The sequence below is a fragment of the Petrocella sp. genome (genome assembly GCF_059865615.1).
Map to the genome: position 1 here is coordinate 19,386 of NZ_JCBCDA010000030.1, position 21,293 is coordinate 40,678.

Consider the following 21,293-nt stretch of genomic DNA (forward strand, 5'->3'; position numbering starts at 1 on the left):
ATCATGCTCCTAAATTCTTATATCTATTTTATGGTCTGATTTTGGTGCTTGTGCCGGTTCCTGAATGCCTTTTTCATTTGCCTTTTTTCGATTGTTTTGATAGTCATTACGCCCTTTTTTACGAGCATCCGCATCTGTGCCTGCTTTTGCATCTTTTTGCGATGCATTGACTGTTTGGCCTTCTTTGTGCCGACCTCTATCCGTAGCTAAAGAACCCTGATCTTGTAACAACCCTGATTTTTGTTGGTCTAAATGACTAATTCTAGACACTTCTGACATCCTTGGTATGGCAACTTGTAAATCGATTGGTCTAATAGGCATAAGCACACCTCCTTAATCCAGATCCGTCTGGTTCGATACAAATGTCATGCATTAACGCCTATAATGATGATACTTTTATATCGGCACCTTTTTTCGTAATAATGACACCTTTAAATTCATCCCTGATATGCGTGCTAATATTGCCGATGGAAATCTTCACGCCAGTATAGAGTTCATGGCTCACTTTTACTACGCCGGCATTTTTATTCTCAACTTCTGTTTGCATGGTTTCAAATTTCTTTTTGCCTTGATTGAGCTTGTTGGTTAGGAAAATCTTATTGCGTACGGCTGACATATACATTTCCTGTTTGTCATCATCTAGTTTTCCTGCCATTTCTTTTCTCTTATTGAGCAGTTGAATGACTTGTTCTAATTTTGAGAGTTCACTTTCCATTTTCGGTATTTCTCGTTTTAGTTCTCCATATTCCGAAAGCATAATTGGATCGATACCAACATCTACATTGGTTACAGTACCCATATGAGAACCTAATATTTTTGTGGTCACACCTTGTCCTGCTCGTACTGTACCACCTGAAATCATACCTTTTTTACCTTCTACGGTTATGGTCCCTTTACAGGTTACCATGCTATGTAAAATGGCTTCACTATGAATATCGCCTCCGGCAGTTACATTGGCATTTTCAATGTATTTAGCTTTTATGTTATTGGCTGCCTGTATATTGCTTTTTCCCATACCTTGTATGCCCTTATGAAGTATGATGCTACCACCCGAGATGATCTCTGCACCTTCTACGACACCTAATACCTCAATGTCACCTCTGGCTTTTACCTTAAAACCGGTAATGACGTTGCCATGTACGATGACAGTGCCGTCAAAATCAATATCGCCTGTAGAGTTACCAACATTATTAGGTACGTCATAGGCATCATTGACCACAACCTTATCTTCTATGATTTTAACTAAGCCATCACATGCAGCCGTAATTTCAGTCTTGTCTTCATTAAGACTAATATTCTTGCCGTATTTTAGTTTAACCACCTTGGCTTTTTGGGGTGTTAGTAAGTTACCATGAAGATCAATACCGTCTACACCTTGCGTACCCTGAATTAACCTGGATAAAAGTTGACCTTCCTTTACATGAGCTATGACATTTAATTTATGATAATTGACATTCCCGTCATCATCCATTGTGGGGCGTACGTCATTTTCAGTCTTGAAATAATGCTCAATAACCGCTTCTGTTTCATGGGTTGGTGGTGTACCTTTTGCAATTAAATAGGCATTGTTTAGCTCTCTTTCCACTTCTAGTGCTTCTAAAAGTTCCATGTCAACACCATGTTTAACCCCTCTAGAACCAAGGTCTTTGATAATTTCTTCCTTGTTAAAAGGTCTACTTGACTTATAGAAGGTTATGTAAGCCGACATCTTATTCTCTGAAATCTCGATTCTGAAACAATCATCGTCTTCATCCAGGACTTCAATGGGCTCAGCTATTTTCATCTCTATGCACTCAAAGCCCTCCATCTTTAATAGTTCTTCTAAAGATGCAAGGTCATATATTTCTATATTCATATTTTTTAATTCATTCGTTATTTCTTTAATTTCTGCGTTCTTTCCGCCTTTTTTTGCTTCTAAAACTTCTAAATATATACCATCACTGCCTGTTTTTATCTCAAAATAGCCGTCGTTAATATTCGCTCCCATAAACACCATCCTTTATAGTGATGATAGCAATTCAATATTATTCCCCAATAATTGCTTCATTTTCCCAAGTGCTTTTGTATGCAATTGACTGATTCGTGATTCTGATACTTCCATGATTTGACTGATTTCTTTTAGTGTTAATTCTTCATAATAGTATAAGGTAATTACCTTACATTCTTTTTCAGATAGATTCTGTATGGCTTCTACCAACATTTTTTTTAACTCTTTTTTCTCTAAGTTGGCCTCCGGAAGCATAAATCTTGATTTGTTGAGAGGCTCAACACTACTTTCTCCTCCCTTTTCAACATAATCTTCCAAAGAAGTGAGCTTTAATGCTTTGGTTTGATCTTGCCATTTTAAATATTCATCGACTGAGATATTCATTTCTTCCGCCATATCCAAATCGGATACCGGTCGGTTAAGTTCTGACTCTAGCTTCTGATAGGTGCGTTCAATGTCCTTCTGCTTTTTCCTAACAGATCTGGGAATCCAGTCCATTTTTCTTATGTTATCTAGTATGGCGCCCCTTATTCGAAGGGATGCATAGGTCTCAAACTTAATGCCTTTATCATAATCGAATTTGTCAATGGCATCAATTAATCCAAAAACACCATAGCCTACTAAGTCATCAAATTCGACGTTGTTCCCTAAGTATATATTTAATCTTCCGGCTACATATTTGACCACTTGAGAGTATTCTATGATGAGTTGCTCTTTTATTTTTTTGTCTTTGGTACGACTGTACATCTCCCATAGCTTATCTGTGCTTTGCTTTTCCATTTTGTGCCTCCATATAATTGGTTAAGTTGTCAAAAGCATACTGATATACTTAAAGTAACTTAATTTTGACACTTTAACCATGGTTAGGATTCATCATCTATGTCTTTAGACGCTTCTTTTCCTTCTTCAAGGCTTTTGGCTTCCTTATCTAATAATTGTTTTTCCTTTTCTCTGGCCGTTTGATCTGCTTTTTCTGCTATCGTATTTAGCATCGTTTGTATCACCGTACCCAAGATAAAAAAGATAATCATAACAATCATCAACGTATACACAAGATGATTCAAGGCGTACTTAGAAATCATGCTTACAAGTGTAACAATAATGCCAGCTATTAGCATTATAATAATGTTCAGATTCTTAAATGGCATAATGACCTCACTAAATTGTTTTTGGCGGTTTACCAATTGTTTTGATAAGCAATTCTCCTGTTTCTGAGTAGAACTCTATGGTTCTACCATAATTTTCACCTATATCTTCCGCTAATAGCCTAATTCTTAATGCCTCGAGCTTCTTTTTAGAAGCAATTGCGTTTCTCTCTCCGATTCTCATTAAGTCATTGGTGCTACCAAATGAAAACATTTGAGCACCTCCGGCTATCTTGGATACAAGTCTATTTCTTTTGGCACCCAAAACTTCCATATCTTTGATGAGCTGATCAATCGCTGTGTCTGCAAATTTTGCTACGTTGCTGTTGTTTCTTATTTGCGTGCTATCCGGTAGCATTACATGGGCTAAACCACTGACTTTTGTGATTGGATCATATAATATGATACCGACACAAGAACCCAAACCAAGCGTTGTCAGGACATCTGGCGATTTACATATGTTCAAATCTGCCATCCCCACTTTAATCATATTTGCAGCCATTAAATATCAATCCCCAAACTTCTTAATATTATGCCATATGAAGGCATGTCCGGTATTAGAATAAAATATCCAAAAACATTTTCATGGTCACCACCGAAATCTGTTTGAATCAGAAGCGCTTTGTCACCTACTTTTCCAAACTCGATTGCAGGTACACTGAGTATGGCACCAGCCATATCGATGGCCATATATGGAACAGTTGCAAGGATTTTCAGGTTGGTCAATGAGGATAATGATGATAAGTAAGCACCTGAAATAATATTACCAATCTCTTTTAATGCTGACAAATCCATTTCATCAAAATCATCAAAGTTATCTATACTCTTACCCATAAGCATATTAATCAATATATGGGCTGCAGACTGTTCAAGAACAAACATAATCATACCACTAATATCGCCTTCAAGACCCAGCAATATACCAACGATTGGATTTTCTGCGCCACCTAATACTTCTGATAATTCCTTAAACTCCAATACCTTAACAACCGGTATGCCCATATCAATACGTCTATTGATTAGTTGTGATAAAGCTGTTGTCGCATTACCGGCACCGATGTTACCAATTTCTTTTAAAATATCCAAATGTACACTATCAATATTATCAAAATTTTCCATCATCACATAATCCTCTCTACACTTTTAAAGGGTCATTAACCTTGATGAGCTCTTCAATGTTTAATAGTGTTACAAGCGATTCACCGATTTTTCCTACACCAAAAACATAGGCGTCTTTTTCTTCATGTGATTCTCTGCTAATGTTATCGACGTCGGCTTCGGATAGTTGGATGACTTCTTTGACCTCATCTACGATTAGGCCAATCTCATTACCTTCTAATTTGACAAATATGATACGCGTACTGTCTGTCTGGATGTCTTCTTCCATGTCAAATTTTAGCCTTATGCTCATGACCGGTATGATATCACCGCGTAGATTAACGACACCCTTAATATAATAAGGTGCTTTGGGTACACGGGTAATGTTAATCATCCTGACGATGTTCTGAACATATTGAATATTAATGCCATATTGCTCGACACCTAATTTTACCACGATAAATTGAGATAATTCTATTTTTTGTGCATTTTCATTGTTTTCCATTTAAAAACCCTCCATTATACCAGTGAATTAACGTCAAGTATCAGAGCTACTTCACCGTCACCTAGTATGGTTGCACCGGCTATCATCCTCAAGTTCGTTAAGTATTTTCCAAGTGTTTTGATAACGATCTCTTGTTGTCCGATAAGTGAATCTACGACAAAACCAGCTAACTTGTCACCTTTGTTAACTATAACCACTGTTATGGATGTCTTGTTCTCATCTTCTACCTGCAAATCTAATTTGTCATGTAATCTGATGATTGGTATGACACGTCCTCTAAGGTTAATGACTTCTGATCCCTGAATATACTTAATATCTGTGATTTTGACATCTTCGATGTTTTGAATGGAGTTCAGTGGTATTGCGTACTTCTCTTCATTCAACTGTACCATTAAAGCTTGTATGATTGCTAGTGTTAATGGCAATCTAATGATGAAATTACTGCCTTTACCCAGTGTTGTCTTAACCTCGATATCACCACCAAGGGCTTCTATCTTAGTTTTTACAACATCCAGACCGACACCACGACCGGATACATCAGATATCTTATCAGCCGTTGAAAAACTTGGTCTAAATAAGAGTTCAATAATCTCTTGATCGTTCATAGTACTGGCTTGATCATAGCTAATTACACCACTGTTGATGGCTTTGTTTTTGACTTTGATCACATCTATGCCTGCGCCATCTTCACCAACCTCAATAACAACATTATTACCATCTTGATAAGCTTTAAGATATACGTTGCCTGTTGCATCTTTTCCGCTTCTTACACGTGTATCTGGTGTTTCAAGACCATGATCGCCTGCATTACGGATAAGGTGCACCAATGGATCTCCTATTTCATCAATAACAGTTCTATCCAGTTCTGTTTCTTCACCTGACATATGCAAGACCATTTGCTTATTGAGCTTTCTTGATAGATCCCTTATGAGTCTTGGGAATCTGTTAAATACTCTTTCTATCGGTACCATTCTAACTTTCATGACGGCATCATGCAAATTGGTTGTAATTCTTTCTAAATATTCTATTTGTTCAGAGAAATTGGTGTTCGTATTCTCAACAGTTAACAAACCATTCTTAATGATGATAAGTTCACTCACTAAATTCATTAAGGTGTCTAGTCTTTCAATATCAACCCTAACGGTTCTATTGGTTACCGGTTTATTTGTTGACTTAGAATCTGAATCTTTTGTTTGTCCTTTTTGCTCTTCATCATCTTCATCACTAACAGGTGCTGTTATGGCTGTTTCTAGATTAACTTCATCAATGAGCACTTTTTCCACTTCAGCTATATTGCCTAATTCTTTTAAAAACTTGTCTTCCCCGTCTGAGGAAACGACCACTACTGAAAAATCATATTCAAATTTTTCATCTTCAATATCTTGAACGGCTGGATTGGATTTTATGATGGATCCTAACTTTTCAAGTGTCCTAAATATTATAAAAGCTCTTGCTGATTTGAGTACACAGCCTTCTGATAGATAAATGGTTACACCAAAGCTTTTTAGGTTTTCTTTTTTTGCCTGAACAACAGCATGCCGCTCAAAATCTGTAAATATAAGTGTTTGATGCTTACGTTCGTTAACAGCTTCACCTGTTACTGCATCTTGACTCAAGACAGGTTCAGCTTCTACCGCTGCTTCCGCTGGTTTTTTTTCGCCATTTAGAGCCGCATTCAATGCTTCTATTATAGCTTTATATTCATTCTCACCTTCATTACCAATTTGAACTATGGATTCTACATATTGTTCCAAAGCATCCAGGCATTTGAACATTGTATCTAATAAAACGGGGTCTATTGACATATTCCCCAATCTAATTTCTGATAATACGTTCTCCATGTCATGGGTTAATTGATTCATTCTCTTAAAGCCCATCGTTGCTGCCATACCTTTTAAAGTATGAGCCGATCTAAATACTTCGTTGATTAAATCCTTATCATTTGGCTTATTCTCAAGGGCTAATAAGCATGTGTTTAGGCTTTGTAAATGTTCTTTTGACTCATCAATGAAAATCTCCAGATATTGACTTACGTCCATTAAAGCACCCCCAATTTCTTGGTAATCGTTTCTGATATTTTATTTAGTGACACAATCTCGTTTGCAAGGCCTGCTTCCACCACGGATTTCGGCATGCCGTATACCACACATGATGCTTCATCTTGAGCAACAATATGAATATCTCTTTTTCCGCTTAATTCTTTTAGCCCTAACATACCATCTGCTCCCATACCTGTCATGATTACACCAATATACTGCCTTTGTTGTAGATTGGCTATGGAGCGCATCATAACATTAACCGCTGGCTTGTGGCCACCAACCGGTGCTTCATTGGATAACTCTATGTATAATGAGCCATCGTTTTTCTCACACACATTCAAATGACGGTCGCCAGGTGCTATATAAGCCCAACCATTTTTAATAACATCGCCATCCTCAGCTTCTTTAACATGGATACTGCTTAATTGATCCAGTCTATTGGACAAAGATTTTGTAAACCCAGGCGGCATATGTTGTACGACGACAATGCCGGCGTTAATATTGGCTGGTAAATAAGGCAGTACATATTGTAGTGCTCTTGGCCCACCGGTTGATGTCCCAATGGCAACAAGCTTATTGCTTGCGCCCTGTTTTATTGTTGCTTTGGTTTTTTTCTGGCTCGGTTGAAGGGTAGCGATTAGAGGCGGCTTCATTTCTACAGCTACTCGTTTTCTAACATTAGCTGCTAAAAAGAGCTTCTCTAACAACTCTTCTGTAATCTCTTCTGAATTAACCTTGAAAATGTTACTTGGCTTACCTAAAAAATCAACGGCTCCAAGTTCTAATGCTTCTATCGTCTCCTTGGCACCTTCTTTAGTAAGGGTGCTCATCATAACAACCGGTGTTGGCATTGTTGACTGAAGCTTTTTCAACATGGTTAGTCCATCCATGATTGGCATTTGAACGTCTAATGATATAACATCAGGTTTTAGCGCTTTTACCTGTTCAAGACCTTCTTTGCCGTTTGATGCTGTTCCGACAACCTCAAATCTATTGTCTGAACTGATTATATCACTTATCACCCTTCTCATGAATGCAGAGTCATCAATTATGAGAACTTTTTTTGTTTTTTCCATCCTAATCACAATCCTTTATTGTTTTTTCTACGGCGTCTTTCCTCTTCAAAGATGAATTTAATGATTATTTCTCTTTCTTCTATAGTAATTTCATCAAAGACAACACGATTTTCATATATGTTATCTTGTGTTTTCAGATTGGATACATCAACAATCACACCTGAAAGATAAAGATGGCATTCTTCCTCGTCATAGTTTAATTGCAAATGATTGATGACACCTTTTTTGTCTAATAGTTTTTTCTGAGAAGTAAAGCGAATACCACCTCCGCTTATATCTAAAATAATACCTTCTTCCCAGTTTCCGTTTGTATCGTCTTTATAGTGAAACGTCAGCATACAATCCAAGCGATAATATTGCCGACGCTGATATTTTTGAAGGGCACTTTGAACCTCTAGCTTAATAAGGTATAGATTATCATTTCTTATACGTTCTGTTACTGCCACTTCACATCTATATAAGCCTTTGCTTGTATAAACACACATACCATAGTTTTGATTAAGCTCTAAGGTGATAATTCTCCCACTTTCCATTGGTGCGAGTATGATGATTTCACCTGTTTCTGTGACTTCCTGTATCTTGCTTAAATACTTTTCTTGCTTTTCTCCCATGAGTTGTTGAACCTCAATTTCAATCTTATCTCCTACCTCAATACCTTTATACATAGCCACCATCCTTATGTGAATTTTTTTAATCTTAATATATTAGTAAACAGGTTGCCTAAACCCCGTTCTTGTTCCGGCTGCGCTGTTCCATTAATCATCCTGTCTGCCAATTCTTCAAAGCCTTTTGTTATAATGGCTTTGGGGTATAGGATTGAAACTGGTTTCTGTTCGACAACAGCTTTGACTAAGTGTTTGTCATTTGGCAAATACCCTATGTTCGTCAATTCTAAGTCCAGATACTTATTGGTAACCTTGTTTAGTTTGTTGAAAATCTCTTTACCTTCTGCTACGGTGTCTGTTCTGTTGACTAATAAATTAATTAATTTCTGGTCAACATTGTCATGACGCCGTTTAATGGCTTTTAAAACCGCATAGGCATCCGTAATGGATGTCGGCTCAGGCGTTGTTACTAACAGCACTTCACTAGAAGCCGCTACAAAGTCCAGAACTGAGTCGGATATGCCTGCACCTGTATCAATAATTATTATATCAGCTAAGCGGTCTAATTCATATAGTTTTTCAATCATGAAGGCCAACTGATTTTTATCTAAACGCAGTAACTCCTGAACACCTGAACCGCCTGAAATGAATTCTATACCAAGGGGGCCTGATGTCAGGACCTCCGTGATTCCCTTATTATTATAAATCATATCAAACATATTGTATTTGGGTACAATGCCAAATATGACTTCTACATTGGCTAACCCAAAATCCGCATCAAAAATAATGACTCTTTTTCCCAGTTTTTTAAACTGTATAGCCAAATTTACAGATACATTAGATTTCCCAACGCCGCCTTTACCGCTTGTTACTGTAATGACACGGGCACCAAGTGGTTTAATATTTATATCAGCTTTTTTTACGATATTTCTTAAATTAGCCGCTTGATCCATATCATTCATTGCCCCCTAATACTTGTCTAGCAATTTCATGTGGATTGATGTCACTGATATCATCAGGAACATTTTGCCCAAATGTTACATAAGATAGCTTAGCACCTGTCGCCAGTTTCACATTCAATACATTGCCGTAACAGGTTGTTTCGTCTAGTTTGGTGAATATAATCTTATAATCTGTCATGGTGTCATAAACACCGGTTATGTTTATAAGATCCTTGTAGCCTGTTGCTACACTAAGTACAAGGTAAACTTCTTTTTCATCAACCGCATCTAATAGCCCTTTTAGCTCATTTTGATGCTCGCTATTCTTGTGAGATCGGCCTGCTGTATCAATTAAGATTAGGTCTTTGTCTTTAAAATCATTTACCGCTTCTGTTAACTCTTCTTTGGTATAAACAACCTTAATAGGTATGTTTAAGATATTCGCATAAGTTCTAAGTTGTTCTATAGCGGCAATTCGATATGTGTCTGAAGTGATAAGTGCCACATCCTTACCCATGTTAAGTGTGAAAAAGGATGCGATTTTGGCTATGGTGGTTGTTTTACCTACACCTGTTGGTCCGACGAAAAATACCGTGTTCTTTTTATCCTTGTTGATGGTCGCATGATCGGATAATAGTTTTATGATACGCTTGTAAACGACGGCAATGACATCTGTGACTTCTTCTTGGTCTTCATTACTTATTTGTTGAATTCCGGCTGTAAGTTGATTCACAATCTCTTCTCGAACCTCATGATCGATCAGTTGTTCATAAACCACTTTGATAACAGATGCATTCACAACTTCATGATTGCTTGCTGCTTCTTGCGGTTCCATCTTATCATTTTTGCTCTCATCCGGTAATTTATCCATCAAGGATTTGAACTTTTCTAGGTAAGCTATTACTTCATTTTCCTCTTCCTTTATATCTTCCTGTTTCACAGATGGTTGATTGGTGTTTTGAGTCTGTCTTTTTCTTAAAAAAATAGGTTCTCTATCACCATCATCCAAAATACTATGATCATCTAGCGCTGCCGTCACTTCCACATACGGTTTCTTAAATAGTTTGTAGAACCCTCTTGGCTTAATATTTTTGACGCTTACAATTAACGCTTCTTTTCCAAGCTCTTCTTTTACTTTTAACATGGCGTCCTTTTCATTGACACCTTCATATTTTCTGATCTTCATTATATAGTCACCATCCCCACTGATTGTAATTCGATAGTTGGATCAAGTTCACTATAGGATATAACAATTATATCCGGATAACGTTCCTCAATCATTCTTTTATAATATATTCTAACGATAGGTGACGTCAAGATAATCGGTACACGACCAGACGCTACAAGTTTTTCGGCTTCTGATCCTGTTGCGTTTAACACTTTCTCCATAGACTCCGGATCCAGTGTCAGATAGGTGCCTTGTTCAGATTGTTTGACATGATCCATAATCAGCTGTTCTATTGTGGGATCTAAGGTGATGACTTGACTGGTGTCACCTTCGAAAAATTTTGCACTTATGGAACGCTTCAATGCTTGTCTAACGTATTCTGTTAATAAATCCGGGTCTCTTGATATGCTTGCATTGTCTGCTAGGATTTCAAAAACTGTTACAAGATCTCTAATAGAAATGCCTTCCTTAAGCATATTCATAAGTACTTTCTGAATCTCACCTACCGACAACAATTTGGGTACCAGTTCTTCTACCAGTGTTGGGTGATTTTCACTTACATTGTTGATCAAGACTTTAACGTCTTGTCTTGTAAGCAGTTCATGAAGATGTTCCTTTACAATCTCAGTCAGATGGGTTGCAATGATAGATGGGGGATCAACAACCGTATAGCCAAGGGTCTCGGCCCTTTCTCTTTGACCTTCTGTTATCCATAATGCTGGTAGTCTGAAAGCCGGTTCAATGGTTTCTATGCCATCGATTTCTTCTTCAACATAACCAGGATTCATAGCCATATAATGGTCAAACAAAATCTCTCCTTCTGCAATCTGAGTACCTTTTATTTTGATTATATATTGATTTGGATTCAGTTGTATGTTGTCCCTTAGCCTTATAATGGGTACAATTGTTCCTAATTCTAAAGCTATCTGTCTTCGAATCATGACCACCCTATCGAGAAGGTCACCACCTTGGCTGACATCTGCAAGGGGAATAATACCGTAACCAAATTCCAGTTCAATAGGATCCACTTGTAACAAGGATACAACATTTTCCGGCTTTCTAACCGCTTCTGCCTCAACATCTTCAGTTGATATCTCATCTTCAATGGCTTGAACTTGCATCTCTTTTTGCATTTTTCTGCCAACCAATACAATGCTCAAACCAAAACCGCTTACAATAATAGGATTAAGGGGGGTGACGATTCCAAGGAATATTAATACACCCCCTGCCAAATAGAGTACTTTTGGTAATGAACCTAATTCTTTTAATAATGTGTCACTGACATCGGCTTCCTTAGATACCTTGGTTACCAATATACCGGTGGCGAGTGAAATGAGCAATGCAGGAATCTGACTGACCAGACCGTCACCAATAGTGAGTATGGTATATACGCTAAGGGCTTGATTTACATCCATTCCCCTTCCAAGAATACCAATTAGAATACCGCCAGTTATATTGATCATGGTTATAATTAAACCGGCAATGGCATCGCCTTTTACGAATTTACTGGCACCATCCATGGAACCGTAAAAGCTGGCTTCATCTTGAATCTTTTGCCGTCTTTCTCTAGCTTGTAGTTCATCAATGAGTCCCGAGTTTAGGTCTGCATCAATGGCCATCTGTTTACCAGGCATCGCATCCAGTGTAAATCTTGCAGCTACTTCTGCAACCCTCTCAGAACCCTTTGTAATAACCATAAAGTTAATAATGACCAAGATAATAAAGATGACCATGCCAACAATTAAATCACTACCACCTACAAAGCCTCCAAAGGTTTCAATAACATTGCCTGCTTCGCCTGTTGTTAAGATCAATCTGGTCGATGAGACGTTTAGAGACAATCGATAGACGGTTACAAAAAGTAGTATTGATGGAAAAGAAGACATTTCAAGTGCTTCTTTTGCAAAAAGGGCGTTAAACAATATAATTAAAGCCAACGCAATATTCAAGGTGATAAATAAATCCAAGAAGATTGAAGGTATGGGTAATATCATGATGATTATGGCCATGATAAGAAACATACCAATAATGATATCCCCAGCTTTCATCTTCATACTCTAGCACCTTCTTTCTGACTGTTCTTCAAGTTGTATACAAATGCCAAAACTTCGGCTACTGTCTGATACAGTTCTGGAGGAACTTCATCTCCAATCTCAACTGTATAATATAATGTTCTGGCCAATGGTTTGTTCTCAACAATCTGAATGTTAAGCTCAGATGCTTTTGCTTTGATTCTACCTGCCATGATGTCGGCACCTTTTGCAAGTACATATGGTGCACCAAAGGTTTGTTCATCATACTTAATGGCAACTGCAAAATGTGTTGGGTTGGTTATTACAACATCCGCTTTCGGCAAATCTTGCATCATGCGGCGCATGGAGGCCTCTCTCATTCTTTGTTTGATTTTGGACTTAATCTCCGGATTACCTTCTGATAATTTGTACTCGTCCTTAATCTCTTGTTTTGACATTTTTAACTTCTTTGCCAAACTGAATTTCTGATATATGAAATCAATAATGGCTACAATCATAAAAAATGAGCCAATACGTATTCCCAAATCAAGGGCTATGTCCATAATCAGTGCATAAGTCTTAAGTACCGGCAATTCATAAAATAGATAAATCAAGTTCTCATATTCGCGTAAAGAAAAGTATACAATGATTAAGATGATACCTATTTTTATAATGGATTTGATCAGTTCTACAATTGTTTTTAATGAAAACATCCTTTTCAAACCACTGATTGGACTTATGTTACTTAGTTTAGGTTGCATCGGCTTCATGTTCGGCTTCCAACCTACTTGAAACACATTCGCTAAAAAAGCCACGGTGAATGAAATCATGCACAAAGGAACAATCATAAATGCACCTTCGATCAAAACATATTGCATTAAGTCTTTGGCAAATTCTGGTGTAACTTCCCTTGTCCCAAAGAGGTTGGCAATTTCTTCCAAGAGATTCATGGTTCGATTAATAATGTTCGGCCCTAAAATTTTAATGGATGCAAACATAATGACCAACATGAATGTGGTCGTTATTTCATTACTTTTTGCAACTTGACCTTCTTCTCTTGCTTTTTCCTTTTTTCTTGGTGTTGCTTTTTCCGTCTTTTCTCCACCTCCGCCACCTTCTGCAAAAAGCTGAAGGGACATAGGTAACATTGTTATTCTATTTTTTTCATACTTCATCTTGGCATCAAACCTTCTATAATATCTTGCATCAGCTTTTCTGCATCGCCGATGAGTACGTCACTTATAATTGAGAATAAAGCTAATGTCAAATAGATTGTAATCAAGCCTAATAATATTTTAATCGGAAATCCGATAACAAACATATTTAATTGAGGTACTGCTCTCGCTAGGACGCCAAGCACGACGTTGGTTATAATCATGACAAAGAAAATAGGAGAGGCTATTTGCAGCGCTAATATAAAGTACATATGTAAATATTCAACAATACTTGAGTATAGTTGATTAGAAAGTGACATCTCACCTAATGGTATTAAGTGATAACTATTTATCAAAGCTCTTAAAAACATATGATGGGCATCGGTTAATAATGTGATTATAATTAACAGATAATAATATAAGTTACCGGTTATGGTTAATTGAATCTGACTGGCTGGATCAAATACATTTACCATGGAGAAACCAATCTGAGCATCTATAAATTGACCGGATAAGGTGACAATCGAAAACACAATATAGGCGCCAAAGCCAATGAGCCATCCGATTAAGAACTCTTTGATAGCAATGGCTGCAAAGTTTATCACATCTGTGCTAGATACTGTTAACTCAAATGGAATGGTCGCTATAAGTATTACACTAAGAAAAAAAGTGACGGCAATTTTGGCCATATATGGTACGCTTCGATTACCAAATACCGGAACTATTAGTAAAAGGCCTAATGCACGTACGAATACCAATAATAAAGCATCTAAAAACATATAAGGATCAGATAATAATAGCTGCATATCCCATCCCCTATCTTGTTATATATTGACCAAAATTATCAGCAACCTGAATGAAAAGTTCAACCATTCTCCCCATCATCCAAGGCCCAAAAAAATAAACACCTAAAAAAACGGCAAATATTTTGGGCACAAAAGCTAAGGTCTGCTCTTGAATTGATGTTATGGTTTGGAAGACACTGATGAGCAATCCTACTACCAGTGCCAACATTAGTAAGGGTCCGGACACAATGATAACGGTCATTACGGCCTGCTGCATCAAATCAATTACCAGATCTTCACTCATACTTCCACCCCTTAATCATAAAACGTCTCTACCAATCTTCCAATAATCAGTCCCCATCCATCGGCCAATAAAAAAAGCAGTAACTTAAAGGGCATCGATATCATAACCGGTGGTAACATCATCATACCCATAGACATCAAAACGGATGCAACAACCATGTCAATGACGATAAATGGAATGTATATCAAAAAGCCGATAATGAAGGCCGCTCTTAGTTCACTGATTATAAAGGCAGGAATAATCACTTCTGTTGGAATATCATCATATGCCTCTACCGCTTCCATATTAGCAATATCCATAAAGAGAGCTAAATCCTTAGGATTTACCTCCCCCAACATAAATTCTCTTATAGGCGCAAGGCCCCGTTCAATAGCTATTTCCTGTGATATTTCTCCAGCAGCATAAGGTTGCATAGCATCCACATTTATCTGACTTATAACAGGACTCATGATAAACAACGTCAAAAATAAAGCCAAACCAACCAAAAGTTGATTCGGTGGTGTTTGTTGTGTTGATAATGCACTTCTTACAAAATGCAATACGACGATGATTCTTGTAAAAGAAGTCATCATTATAAGAATAGATGGCGCAAGAGATATGAGTGTCAATATTACGAGAATTTGAATACTGCTCACTACATCTTGTCCATCTTCTGCAGCACCAATACTCAAGTCAAAAGAAAAGGGGATTGGTGCATTGTTTGTTTCTGTGGCATGAGACCTCATTGTGGTGCTACCAAAAAACAAAAGGAACATAACCGTCACCAAGATTATGGTTATGGCACGTTTTTTATTATTTGCTTTCATCTGTATCTTCCCCTAATTTATTATTGCTTTCATGATGTTTAGAAACAAATTTTTTCATATATGCACTAAAGGGGATTACGGTCTCTTTATTGTTTTCTGAAAATGTCAGCTTGGTTTCATCTACTGACTGAATAAAGGTGATATGGTCTTTTGAAACACCAATGACCATGTATTCACTACCGATACGTATCAACTGCAATGTTTTTTGGGGTCCTACCGGTATAACTTCAATAATCTTCAAATGATTGCCATTGCTTTTATTCATTTGAAGATTGCCAAGGTACTTTGTAACAATATAGGCTGCCCATAGAATAACAAAAAAAAGTATGATGACCGTAATAAATTGAAAATAATCCTTTAGATCCATCTAGAGCTCCTAACCATTAGCCCGTAACTTTTGAAACCGCCTCAATGACACGTTCGGCTTGAAAAGGCTTAACAATGAAATCTTTTGCGCCTGCTTGAATAGATTCAATAACCATCGCTTGCTGACCCATAGCTGAACACATGATGATGTTAGCGTCACCTTTTATGCCTCTTATGGCTTTAACTGCCTCAATACCATCCATTTCAGGCATGGTAATATCCATAATTACAAGGTCCGGATTCAACTCTGTAAACTTTTCAACTGCTTTCAAACCATTCTCGGCTTCACCAACTACGTTATAACCATTCTTAGATAGAATGTCTTTAATCATCATTCTCATAAATGCTGCATCGTCCACTATTAATATATTTTTTCCAGCCATTTTTTTCTCTCCTTCGATATATTACAAATGCATCTATTTCATTATAACATACTTCATTAAAATGTATATCACAAAATTTGTCCGGCTTGCTTAATGATATCTGTTATACGTATGCTAAAGTTTTCATCAATAACGACGACTTCTCCTTTTGCTACGATTTTACCATTGACCAGCACATCTATAGGTTCACCTGCCAGCTTATTGAGCTCAATAATGGTACCTGGAGCAAATTCCAGTATATCATGTATCGACTTATGGGTTCTACCGAGTTCTACGGTCACTTCAAGGGGCACATCCATAATCAAATCTATGTTCTCTTTTTGTTGTACAAAAGAGCCCATATCAAAATTTTGAAATTGTGCCTGCTGAACTTCAACGTTTCTTTGATGGTTCATACCATTTTGATTATAACCTGGTGGCATCATACCTTGATTCATATCTTGATTCATACCTTGATTCATAGCTTGATTCATGCCCTGATTCATGTCAAGTTGTTGATATTGATTTTGGGCTTGGGCTTGTGGTGGAGGCGCACTTGCTTGTTGATTTTGTTGTTCTTGCTTTGCTGATAGTTCTTTTTTCTGTTCTTCTTTCTCTTTTGTGTTCGAGAAATTGTCGCTAATCTTTTGAGCAAATTCAATAGGATATAACTGCATCATCTCACTATCAACCAAATCGCCAATCTGTAATCTAAAGGAAACACGAATAAATTCGCCGCCTAAGAATTCAGCTACCTCCGTTTGGTCAAAGGATTCTGTTAAATCAAGATGATTCGATATGGGTGGGGCTATGTCAATTCTCTTATTAAACATAGATGACATGGAAGTCGCCGCTGATCCAATCATCTGATTCATAGCTTCACTAATCGCACTTAGATGTAGGTCCGATAATTCTTCATCCGGATTACTTCCGTCTCCACCCATCATTAAGTCAGTGATTACTCTAACATCTTCTTCTTTTAAAATGAGCAGATTGGTTCCTTCTAGTCCTTCTTTATACACGATTTGTATAGAGACGCAAGGACTTGCATATTCCTTAACGATATCATCCCAATGTACAAGAGACACGGTTGGTGTTGTTATAACCACCTTTTGATTGACCAAACTAAATAAAGTGGTGGCAGCTGTTCCCATGCTAATGTTAGAAACCTCACCGATGGCATCTTTATCCACATCTGTAAGCGTGCTACTTGAGGACTCTGTCTTGCTTGTATCTTCATCTTCATCTAAACCTTTTAGTAGAGCATTTATTTCTTCTTGAGATAGCATTTCTCCCATAAACTATTCCTCCTTCCGTATAATCGAAACGATTTGAACCGCATTTTTCTTTTCAAACAATCCTGCTTTAGCTATAAATTTTTCTATGTCTCCAACCTTGACTTCTATATCTTCGGTTATTTTCTTGTCTAACTTAATGATATCACCAATCTGAAGATTAATAAAATCATTAACTGTAATAATGCTTTTTCCTAAGATGGCTTTTACCGGGATTTGTGCTTGAGCAATTCTTTTTTCTATGATGTCTCTATAAACCTCTTCATTGGATTCTGTCATAGACGAGAACCAGAACTTTGTATTAAGCTTGTCAATAATGGGTTCTACGCAGGTATAAGGTATACAAATATTGACCAAACCCTCTACATTACCAATTCTTAGGTTCAATGTTATTAAGGCGATAATCTCTGTCGGCGATATAACTTGGGCAAACTGAGAGTTGGTTTCGATTTTCTCAAGTCTGGGTTCCAAACCAACCACGCTCTCCCACGGTTCTACCAAAAGATCTACACAAATGACCATAATTTTTTCAATGATGGCCAGCTCGATTTCTGAAAAGTCCCTCTCCTTATCTAAAGTCTCTCCTTTGCCGCCCAAGAGTCGATCAATAATGGAAAACCCTATTTTTACGGACAAATCCATCAATACATTGCCCTTTAGCGGATATAAATCCATAATACCTAGAAGGATAGGGTTGGATAAAGCGTTTGAAAATTCAGAAAATGATACGGCTTCTGAATTGATAACTTCTACTTGACAAGAAGTTCGCATATAGGCTGGTAAAGCTGTTGATACAAGTCTTGCATAATGTTCAAATATAATCTCCAATGTTCTGAGATGCTCTTTGGCAAATTTGGAGGGCCTTGCAAAATCGTACTCCTTGACATGCTTAGCAGACGCGCTATGCTTGTACTCTTCAACATCCAGTTCGCCAGTATTTAATGCATTCAACAGATCATCTATTTCATTTTGAGATAATACCTCACCCATCACTTCACCACCTTTTTTGTTATGTCATCATAAATACCATTATTTTGATGATGTTAATAAATTGTTGAAGTAAACATCTACGATGGACTCTGATTCTAGACGACTTTGTAAATATAGAAGAATCTCATTTTTTAAAGCATTTGTCGATTCTACACTAACAAAATCTTCATAGCTTTTGGATTTCATCAGGGTTTCGATGCCGTCTCTCAAAATGGTCTCCCTTGTTGTCATGCTATCTAAGACTTTGCCTGCATCTCTTTCTGTTTTTAAGATGCCAACACCAATTTCTACAACCACGTTATGGGTTCTACCTGAGTTCCCCGTATCGTTATAGATAAATATAAACTTTTCCGAAAAAGTAAAAGGTTCAATGTCTTTGACCGATATCTGCGGCGAACCGTTTTCCTCTAATATAGCTGCTTCTTCCTCTCCTCTTAGTGCCTTACTAATACCTATAATCGTAATTAAGGATATCATTGAAAAGATTAGGGATACAATAATCAATACGACACCAATCATCATGACAATCTTGCTCTTATCTTGTGGTTTTTTTGCTACCTTTTCAACGCCAGCCTCGTCAACTTCTACTTGTTTCTTCTTAGCCATAATTACTCCTTTATTCCATCAATGTCTTTGGACTTTTTACTCTGCATTGATGGTTAAAGGGTCAAAACTAAGTTTCACTAAATTTACATACAATATATAGATTACGTTGATGCATTCATAACTATATATTGTATGCAAAAGTTCAACTATATAGTTTTGACACCTTAACCATTGATTGTATTATATTCTTCAACCCTTACTTCTTCGCTTTGAAGTACAATCTTCATCTCGACCCTTCTGTTTTTAGCTCGATTTACACTGCTGTCATTGCTCACAATCGGTCGATATTCACCATAACCGGTACATGCAATTTTCTCTTCACTAAAGCCCATATTGTCAATTAAATATTTGCCAACCGCTATGGCTCTACTCGCTGACAGTTCCCAATTGCTGGGGAAAAAAACGGTACTTATTGGTACATTATCTGTATGACCTTCAATTTGAACGTTATAGGTTTCGAAATTTTGTCCTTGTATCATTTCTCCAAGTATCGATATTACATTTAACGCCTCTGGTTTTATAACCGCTTGGCCACTGTCAAATAAGGCTTCACCCGGTATGGTGATTTTAACGAAATTAAGGGCATAACTTACATCCACTTCTTCTCTTACACCTTGGTCTGTTAGGAATTCGTTAACACGTTCATAGACTTCTCTTGCTTCGTCTAAGGCAATAGCCCTTTTTTGTTCATCGGATAGTTCTTCATCCGACTGTGTTGTACCTTCTGACCCTTGAGAAAGGTTATTTTCAACAATAATCTGAATGTCACTGAGTTGATCTACACCACTGGTAATTAAATCTGCCTCAACAAGGGCCTCCCCGCCAGGCATAATATCAATCTGATCATTAAAGGAGGCTATGGCTTCCTTGAATTTACGAATATCCACACTGGACATGGAAAACAATAGTACAAAAAAGCAAAGTAAGAGCGTTACCATATCACCATATGTTGACATCCATGCTGGCGCCCCTTTTTTTGCTTCTTCTTCTCTTTTCTTCATCTTTACTCACCCTCTTTTCCGTTAGGATTGAGTGAAGCTCTAAGTACCGGTGCTAAGAAAGCTTTTAGCTTTTCTTCAATAACCCTTGGATTTTCTCCTGCTTGAATGGATAATAATCCTTCAATCATAACCTCTTTCAACAACATTTCTTGTTGGCTTTTAATTTTGAGTTTTTCTGAAAAAGGGGTTGCTACAAGATTGGCAAGAAGAGAACCATACATCGTCGTTAACAAGGCTACGGCCATTGCAGGACCAATTGCTGATGGATCGTCCAAACTTCCAAGCATATTAATTAGTCCGATTAGGGTACCGATCATACCCCAAGCCGGTCCCATTTCTGCTACTTTTTCCCAAAATGTGGCGACTTCTTTATGTCGACCTCCGATAAAAATTAATTCTGTTTCCAGAATATTCCTTACAAGTTCCGGATCTGTTCCGTCAACGACCAACATGATGCCTTTTTTTAAAAAATCATCATCAATATTCTCAGCTGCCTCTTCAAGAGCCAGAAGCCCTTCTTTACGCGCAACATTTGACAATTCAATGATGTTTCTAATAACGCCAGCCTCATCCATGATTGTATTTTTAAATGCTTTACTTACTGATTTTATTGAATTAATAAATTTGTCTAAGGGATGGATAATTAAAACAGAGGAAAAAGCGCCACCAAAGGTAATCATAACAGAAGGTGCATTCCAAAATGCCAACAGACCTGTAAGTCCTTTATCCAGTATTATTGACATGGCAAAAAAGAAAACACCTGCCGCCAAACCTATAATCGTTGCAATATCCATATGTCCACCTCTATCTTATTACTTAACTCTTGTCGGTCTTATAATTGAGTATTTTTGCTTCAAAATCAATGATTCTCTTTTGAAGTTCTTCAAGACTTTCACTGATAATAATTATTTTGCCATTGGTTAGAACCAAAGTTGTGTCCGGCTTTTCTTCAGCCGATTCAATGAGTCGACTGTTTAACAAATAGCTTTGTCCGTTCAATCTTGTTACAAAAATCATATCATCACACCTCTAAGCGATTGTCGGTTGC

General features: G+C 37.3%; 25 protein-coding genes. All 25 read right to left on the reverse strand.

Annotation, left to right across the window (positions count from 1 at the left end; translation table 11 throughout):
- Window positions 1–9 precede the first annotated feature (9 nt).
- Complete coding sequence (locus AC6F8J_RS03470; protein WP_500721033.1) at window positions 10–321, reverse strand: hypothetical protein; 312 nt, start codon at window positions 319–321, stop codon at window positions 10–12.
- Between the two features lie 58 nt (window positions 322–379).
- Window positions 380–1,987 carry a FapA family protein gene (locus AC6F8J_RS03475; RefSeq protein WP_500721034.1) on the reverse strand — a complete coding sequence of 536 codons (1,608 nt, stop codon included), beginning with the start codon at window positions 1,985–1,987 and terminating at the stop codon, window positions 380–382.
- Between the two features lie 12 nt (window positions 1,988–1,999).
- On the reverse strand, window positions 2,000–2,767 hold the full coding sequence (locus AC6F8J_RS03480; protein ID WP_500721036.1) for a FliA/WhiG family RNA polymerase sigma factor: 768 nt from the start codon (window positions 2,765–2,767) through the stop codon (window positions 2,000–2,002).
- A gap of 83 nt (window positions 2,768–2,850) precedes the next feature.
- Complete coding sequence (locus tag AC6F8J_RS03485) at window positions 2,851–3,135, reverse strand: hypothetical protein (protein ID WP_500721038.1); 285 nt, start codon at window positions 3,133–3,135, stop codon at window positions 2,851–2,853.
- Window positions 3,136–3,145: 10 nt separating this feature from the next.
- On the reverse strand, window positions 3,146–3,634 hold the full coding sequence (locus AC6F8J_RS03490; protein WP_275841723.1) for a chemotaxis protein CheD: 489 nt from the start codon (window positions 3,632–3,634) through the stop codon (window positions 3,146–3,148).
- Window positions 3,634–4,254, reverse strand: a complete 621-nt coding sequence (locus AC6F8J_RS03495) for a chemotaxis protein CheC (protein WP_500721040.1) — start codon at window positions 4,252–4,254, stop codon at window positions 3,634–3,636. Before AC6F8J_RS03495 ends, AC6F8J_RS03490 begins: the two co-directional genes overlap by 1 nt.
- Window positions 4,255–4,267: 13 nt before the next feature.
- Window positions 4,268–4,735 carry a chemotaxis protein CheW gene (locus AC6F8J_RS03500; protein ID WP_500721042.1) on the reverse strand — a complete coding sequence of 156 codons (468 nt, stop codon included), beginning with the start codon at window positions 4,733–4,735 and terminating at the stop codon, window positions 4,268–4,270.
- A 14-nt stretch (window positions 4,736–4,749) separates the two neighbouring features.
- Window positions 4,750–6,774, reverse strand: coding sequence for a chemotaxis protein CheW (locus AC6F8J_RS03505; protein ID WP_500721044.1), 2,025 nt, complete (start codon window positions 6,772–6,774; stop codon window positions 4,750–4,752).
- The gene (locus AC6F8J_RS03510) at window positions 6,774–7,850 is read right to left on the reverse strand and encodes a chemotaxis-specific protein-glutamate methyltransferase CheB (protein WP_500721046.1); all 1,077 of its coding nucleotides are present in this window, start codon (window positions 7,848–7,850) and stop codon (window positions 6,774–6,776) included. The genes AC6F8J_RS03505 and AC6F8J_RS03510 overlap by 1 nt, the downstream gene beginning before the upstream one ends.
- Window positions 7,851–7,855: 5 nt before the next feature.
- Entirely contained in the window at window positions 7,856–8,515 is a 660-nt protein-coding gene (locus AC6F8J_RS03515) for a PilZ domain-containing protein (protein ID WP_500721047.1), read from the reverse strand.
- A gap of 11 nt (window positions 8,516–8,526) precedes the next feature.
- Window positions 8,527–9,408 (reverse strand): P-loop NTPase, encoded by an 882-nt coding sequence (locus tag AC6F8J_RS03520; RefSeq protein WP_500721049.1) that lies wholly within the window; start codon window positions 9,406–9,408, stop codon window positions 8,527–8,529.
- 1 nt (window position 9,409) lies between these two features.
- On the reverse strand, window positions 9,410–10,582 hold the full coding sequence (flhF, locus tag AC6F8J_RS03525) for a flagellar biosynthesis GTPase FlhF (RefSeq protein WP_500721051.1): 1,173 nt from the start codon (window positions 10,580–10,582) through the stop codon (window positions 9,410–9,412).
- Entirely contained in the window at window positions 10,582–12,612 is a 2,031-nt protein-coding gene (gene flhA, locus AC6F8J_RS03530) for a flagellar biosynthesis protein FlhA (RefSeq protein WP_500721135.1), read from the reverse strand. Before flhA ends, flhF begins: the two co-directional genes overlap by 1 nt.
- 2 nt (window positions 12,613–12,614) lie before the next feature.
- Window positions 12,615–13,751 (reverse strand): flagellar biosynthesis protein FlhB, encoded by a 1,137-nt coding sequence (gene flhB, locus AC6F8J_RS03535; RefSeq protein ID WP_500721053.1) that lies wholly within the window; start codon window positions 13,749–13,751, stop codon window positions 12,615–12,617.
- Entirely contained in the window at window positions 13,748–14,536 is a 789-nt protein-coding gene (gene fliR, locus AC6F8J_RS03540) for a flagellar biosynthetic protein FliR (RefSeq protein WP_500721055.1), read from the reverse strand. Before fliR ends, flhB begins: the two co-directional genes overlap by 4 nt.
- Before the next feature lie 10 nt (window positions 14,537–14,546).
- On the reverse strand, window positions 14,547–14,819 hold the full coding sequence (gene fliQ, locus AC6F8J_RS03545) for a flagellar biosynthesis protein FliQ (protein WP_500721057.1): 273 nt from the start codon (window positions 14,817–14,819) through the stop codon (window positions 14,547–14,549).
- An 11-nt stretch (window positions 14,820–14,830) separates the two neighbouring features.
- On the reverse strand, window positions 14,831–15,625 hold the full coding sequence (fliP, locus tag AC6F8J_RS03550) for a flagellar type III secretion system pore protein FliP (protein ID WP_500721059.1): 795 nt from the start codon (window positions 15,623–15,625) through the stop codon (window positions 14,831–14,833).
- Entirely contained in the window at window positions 15,612–15,992 is a 381-nt protein-coding gene (gene fliO, locus AC6F8J_RS03555; RefSeq protein ID WP_500721061.1) for a flagellar biosynthetic protein FliO, read from the reverse strand. The genes fliP and fliO overlap by 14 nt, the downstream gene beginning before the upstream one ends.
- A gap of 16 nt (window positions 15,993–16,008) precedes the next feature.
- The gene (locus AC6F8J_RS03560; protein WP_125135841.1) at window positions 16,009–16,374 is read right to left on the reverse strand and encodes a response regulator; all 366 of its coding nucleotides are present in this window, start codon (window positions 16,372–16,374) and stop codon (window positions 16,009–16,011) included.
- A gap of 68 nt (window positions 16,375–16,442) precedes the next feature.
- Window positions 16,443–17,651, reverse strand: coding sequence for a flagellar motor switch phosphatase FliY (gene fliY / locus AC6F8J_RS03565; protein WP_500721063.1), 1,209 nt, complete (start codon window positions 17,649–17,651; stop codon window positions 16,443–16,445).
- A gap of 3 nt (window positions 17,652–17,654) precedes the next feature.
- Window positions 17,655–18,638 (reverse strand): flagellar motor switch protein FliM, encoded by a 984-nt coding sequence (gene fliM, locus AC6F8J_RS03570; RefSeq protein WP_500721065.1) that lies wholly within the window; start codon window positions 18,636–18,638, stop codon window positions 17,655–17,657.
- Window positions 18,639–18,677: 39 nt separating this feature from the next.
- On the reverse strand, window positions 18,678–19,244 hold the full coding sequence (locus AC6F8J_RS03575) for a flagellar basal body-associated FliL family protein (protein WP_500721067.1): 567 nt from the start codon (window positions 19,242–19,244) through the stop codon (window positions 18,678–18,680).
- Window positions 19,245–19,408: 164 nt separating this feature from the next.
- Window positions 19,409–20,245 (reverse strand): flagellar motor protein MotB, encoded by an 837-nt coding sequence (locus AC6F8J_RS03580; RefSeq protein ID WP_500721069.1) that lies wholly within the window; start codon window positions 20,243–20,245, stop codon window positions 19,409–19,411.
- Window positions 20,246–20,247: 2 nt separating this feature from the next.
- Window positions 20,248–21,039 (reverse strand): MotA/TolQ/ExbB proton channel family protein, encoded by a 792-nt coding sequence (locus AC6F8J_RS03585; protein ID WP_500721071.1) that lies wholly within the window; start codon window positions 21,037–21,039, stop codon window positions 20,248–20,250.
- Window positions 21,040–21,061: 22 nt separating this feature from the next.
- Complete coding sequence (locus AC6F8J_RS03590) at window positions 21,062–21,262, reverse strand: flagellar FlbD family protein (RefSeq protein ID WP_500721073.1); 201 nt, start codon at window positions 21,260–21,262, stop codon at window positions 21,062–21,064.
- Between the last annotated feature and the right edge of the window lie 31 nt (window positions 21,263–21,293).

Bases quoted from the DNA above. Each gene is read 5' to 3' on its own strand.
- AC6F8J_RS03575 (WP_500721067.1), bottom strand. From the start codon at position 19,244: ATGGCTAAGAAGAAACAAGTAGAAGTTGACGAGGCTGGCGTTGAAAAG.
- AC6F8J_RS03585 (WP_500721071.1), bottom strand. From the start codon at position 21,039: ATGGATATTGCAACGATTATAGGTTTGGCGGCAGGTGTTTTCTTTTTT.
- AC6F8J_RS03505 (WP_500721044.1), bottom strand. From the start codon at position 6,774: ATGGACGTAAGTCAATATCTGGAGATTTTCATTGATGAGTCAAAAGAA.
- AC6F8J_RS03560 (WP_125135841.1), bottom strand. From the start codon at position 16,374: ATGGCTGGAAAAAATATATTAATAGTGGACGATGCAGCATTTATGAGA.
- AC6F8J_RS03475 (WP_500721034.1), bottom strand. From the start codon at position 1,987: ATGGGAGCGAATATTAACGACGGCTATTTTGAGATAAAAACAGGCAGT.
- fliO (WP_500721061.1), bottom strand. From the start codon at position 15,992: ATGGATCTAAAGGATTATTTTCAATTTATTACGGTCATCATACTTTTT.
- fliP (WP_500721059.1), bottom strand. From the start codon at position 15,625: ATGAAAGCAAATAATAAAAAACGTGCCATAACCATAATCTTGGTGACG.
- fliY (WP_500721063.1), bottom strand. From the start codon at position 17,651: ATGGGAGAAATGCTATCTCAAGAAGAAATAAATGCTCTACTAAAAGGT.
- AC6F8J_RS03510 (WP_500721046.1), bottom strand. From the start codon at position 7,850: ATGGAAAAAACAAAAAAAGTTCTCATAATTGATGACTCTGCATTCATG.
- AC6F8J_RS03480 (WP_500721036.1), bottom strand. From the start codon at position 2,767: ATGGAAAAGCAAAGCACAGATAAGCTATGGGAGATGTACAGTCGTACC.
- AC6F8J_RS03590 (WP_500721073.1), bottom strand. From the start codon at position 21,262: ATGATTTTTGTAACAAGATTGAACGGACAAAGCTATTTGTTAAACAGT.
- AC6F8J_RS03500 (WP_500721042.1), bottom strand. From the start codon at position 4,735: ATGGAAAACAATGAAAATGCACAAAAAATAGAATTATCTCAATTTATC.
- AC6F8J_RS03515 (WP_500721047.1), bottom strand. From the start codon at position 8,515: ATGTATAAAGGTATTGAGGTAGGAGATAAGATTGAAATTGAGGTTCAA.
- AC6F8J_RS03470 (WP_500721033.1), bottom strand. From the start codon at position 321: ATGCCTATTAGACCAATCGATTTACAAGTTGCCATACCAAGGATGTCA.
- flhA (WP_500721135.1), bottom strand. From the start codon at position 12,612: ATGAAAGCTGGGGATATCATTATTGGTATGTTTCTTATCATGGCCATA.
- AC6F8J_RS03580 (WP_500721069.1), bottom strand. From the start codon at position 20,245: ATGAAGAAAAGAGAAGAAGAAGCAAAAAAAGGGGCGCCAGCATGGATG.
- flhF (WP_500721051.1), bottom strand. From the start codon at position 10,582: ATGAAGATCAGAAAATATGAAGGTGTCAATGAAAAGGACGCCATGTTA.
- AC6F8J_RS03490 (WP_275841723.1), bottom strand. From the start codon at position 3,634: ATGGCTGCAAATATGATTAAAGTGGGGATGGCAGATTTGAACATATGT.
- fliQ (WP_500721057.1), bottom strand. From the start codon at position 14,819: ATGAGTGAAGATCTGGTAATTGATTTGATGCAGCAGGCCGTAATGACC.
- AC6F8J_RS03495 (WP_500721040.1), bottom strand. From the start codon at position 4,254: ATGATGGAAAATTTTGATAATATTGATAGTGTACATTTGGATATTTTA.
- AC6F8J_RS03520 (WP_500721049.1), bottom strand. From the start codon at position 9,408: ATGGATCAAGCGGCTAATTTAAGAAATATCGTAAAAAAAGCTGATATA.
- AC6F8J_RS03485 (WP_500721038.1), bottom strand. From the start codon at position 3,135: ATGCCATTTAAGAATCTGAACATTATTATAATGCTAATAGCTGGCATT.
- fliM (WP_500721065.1), bottom strand. From the start codon at position 18,638: ATGGGTGAGGTATTATCTCAAAATGAAATAGATGATCTGTTGAATGCA.
- flhB (WP_500721053.1), bottom strand. From the start codon at position 13,751: ATGAAGTATGAAAAAAATAGAATAACAATGTTACCTATGTCCCTTCAG.
- fliR (WP_500721055.1), bottom strand. From the start codon at position 14,536: ATGCAGCTATTATTATCTGATCCTTATATGTTTTTAGATGCTTTATTA.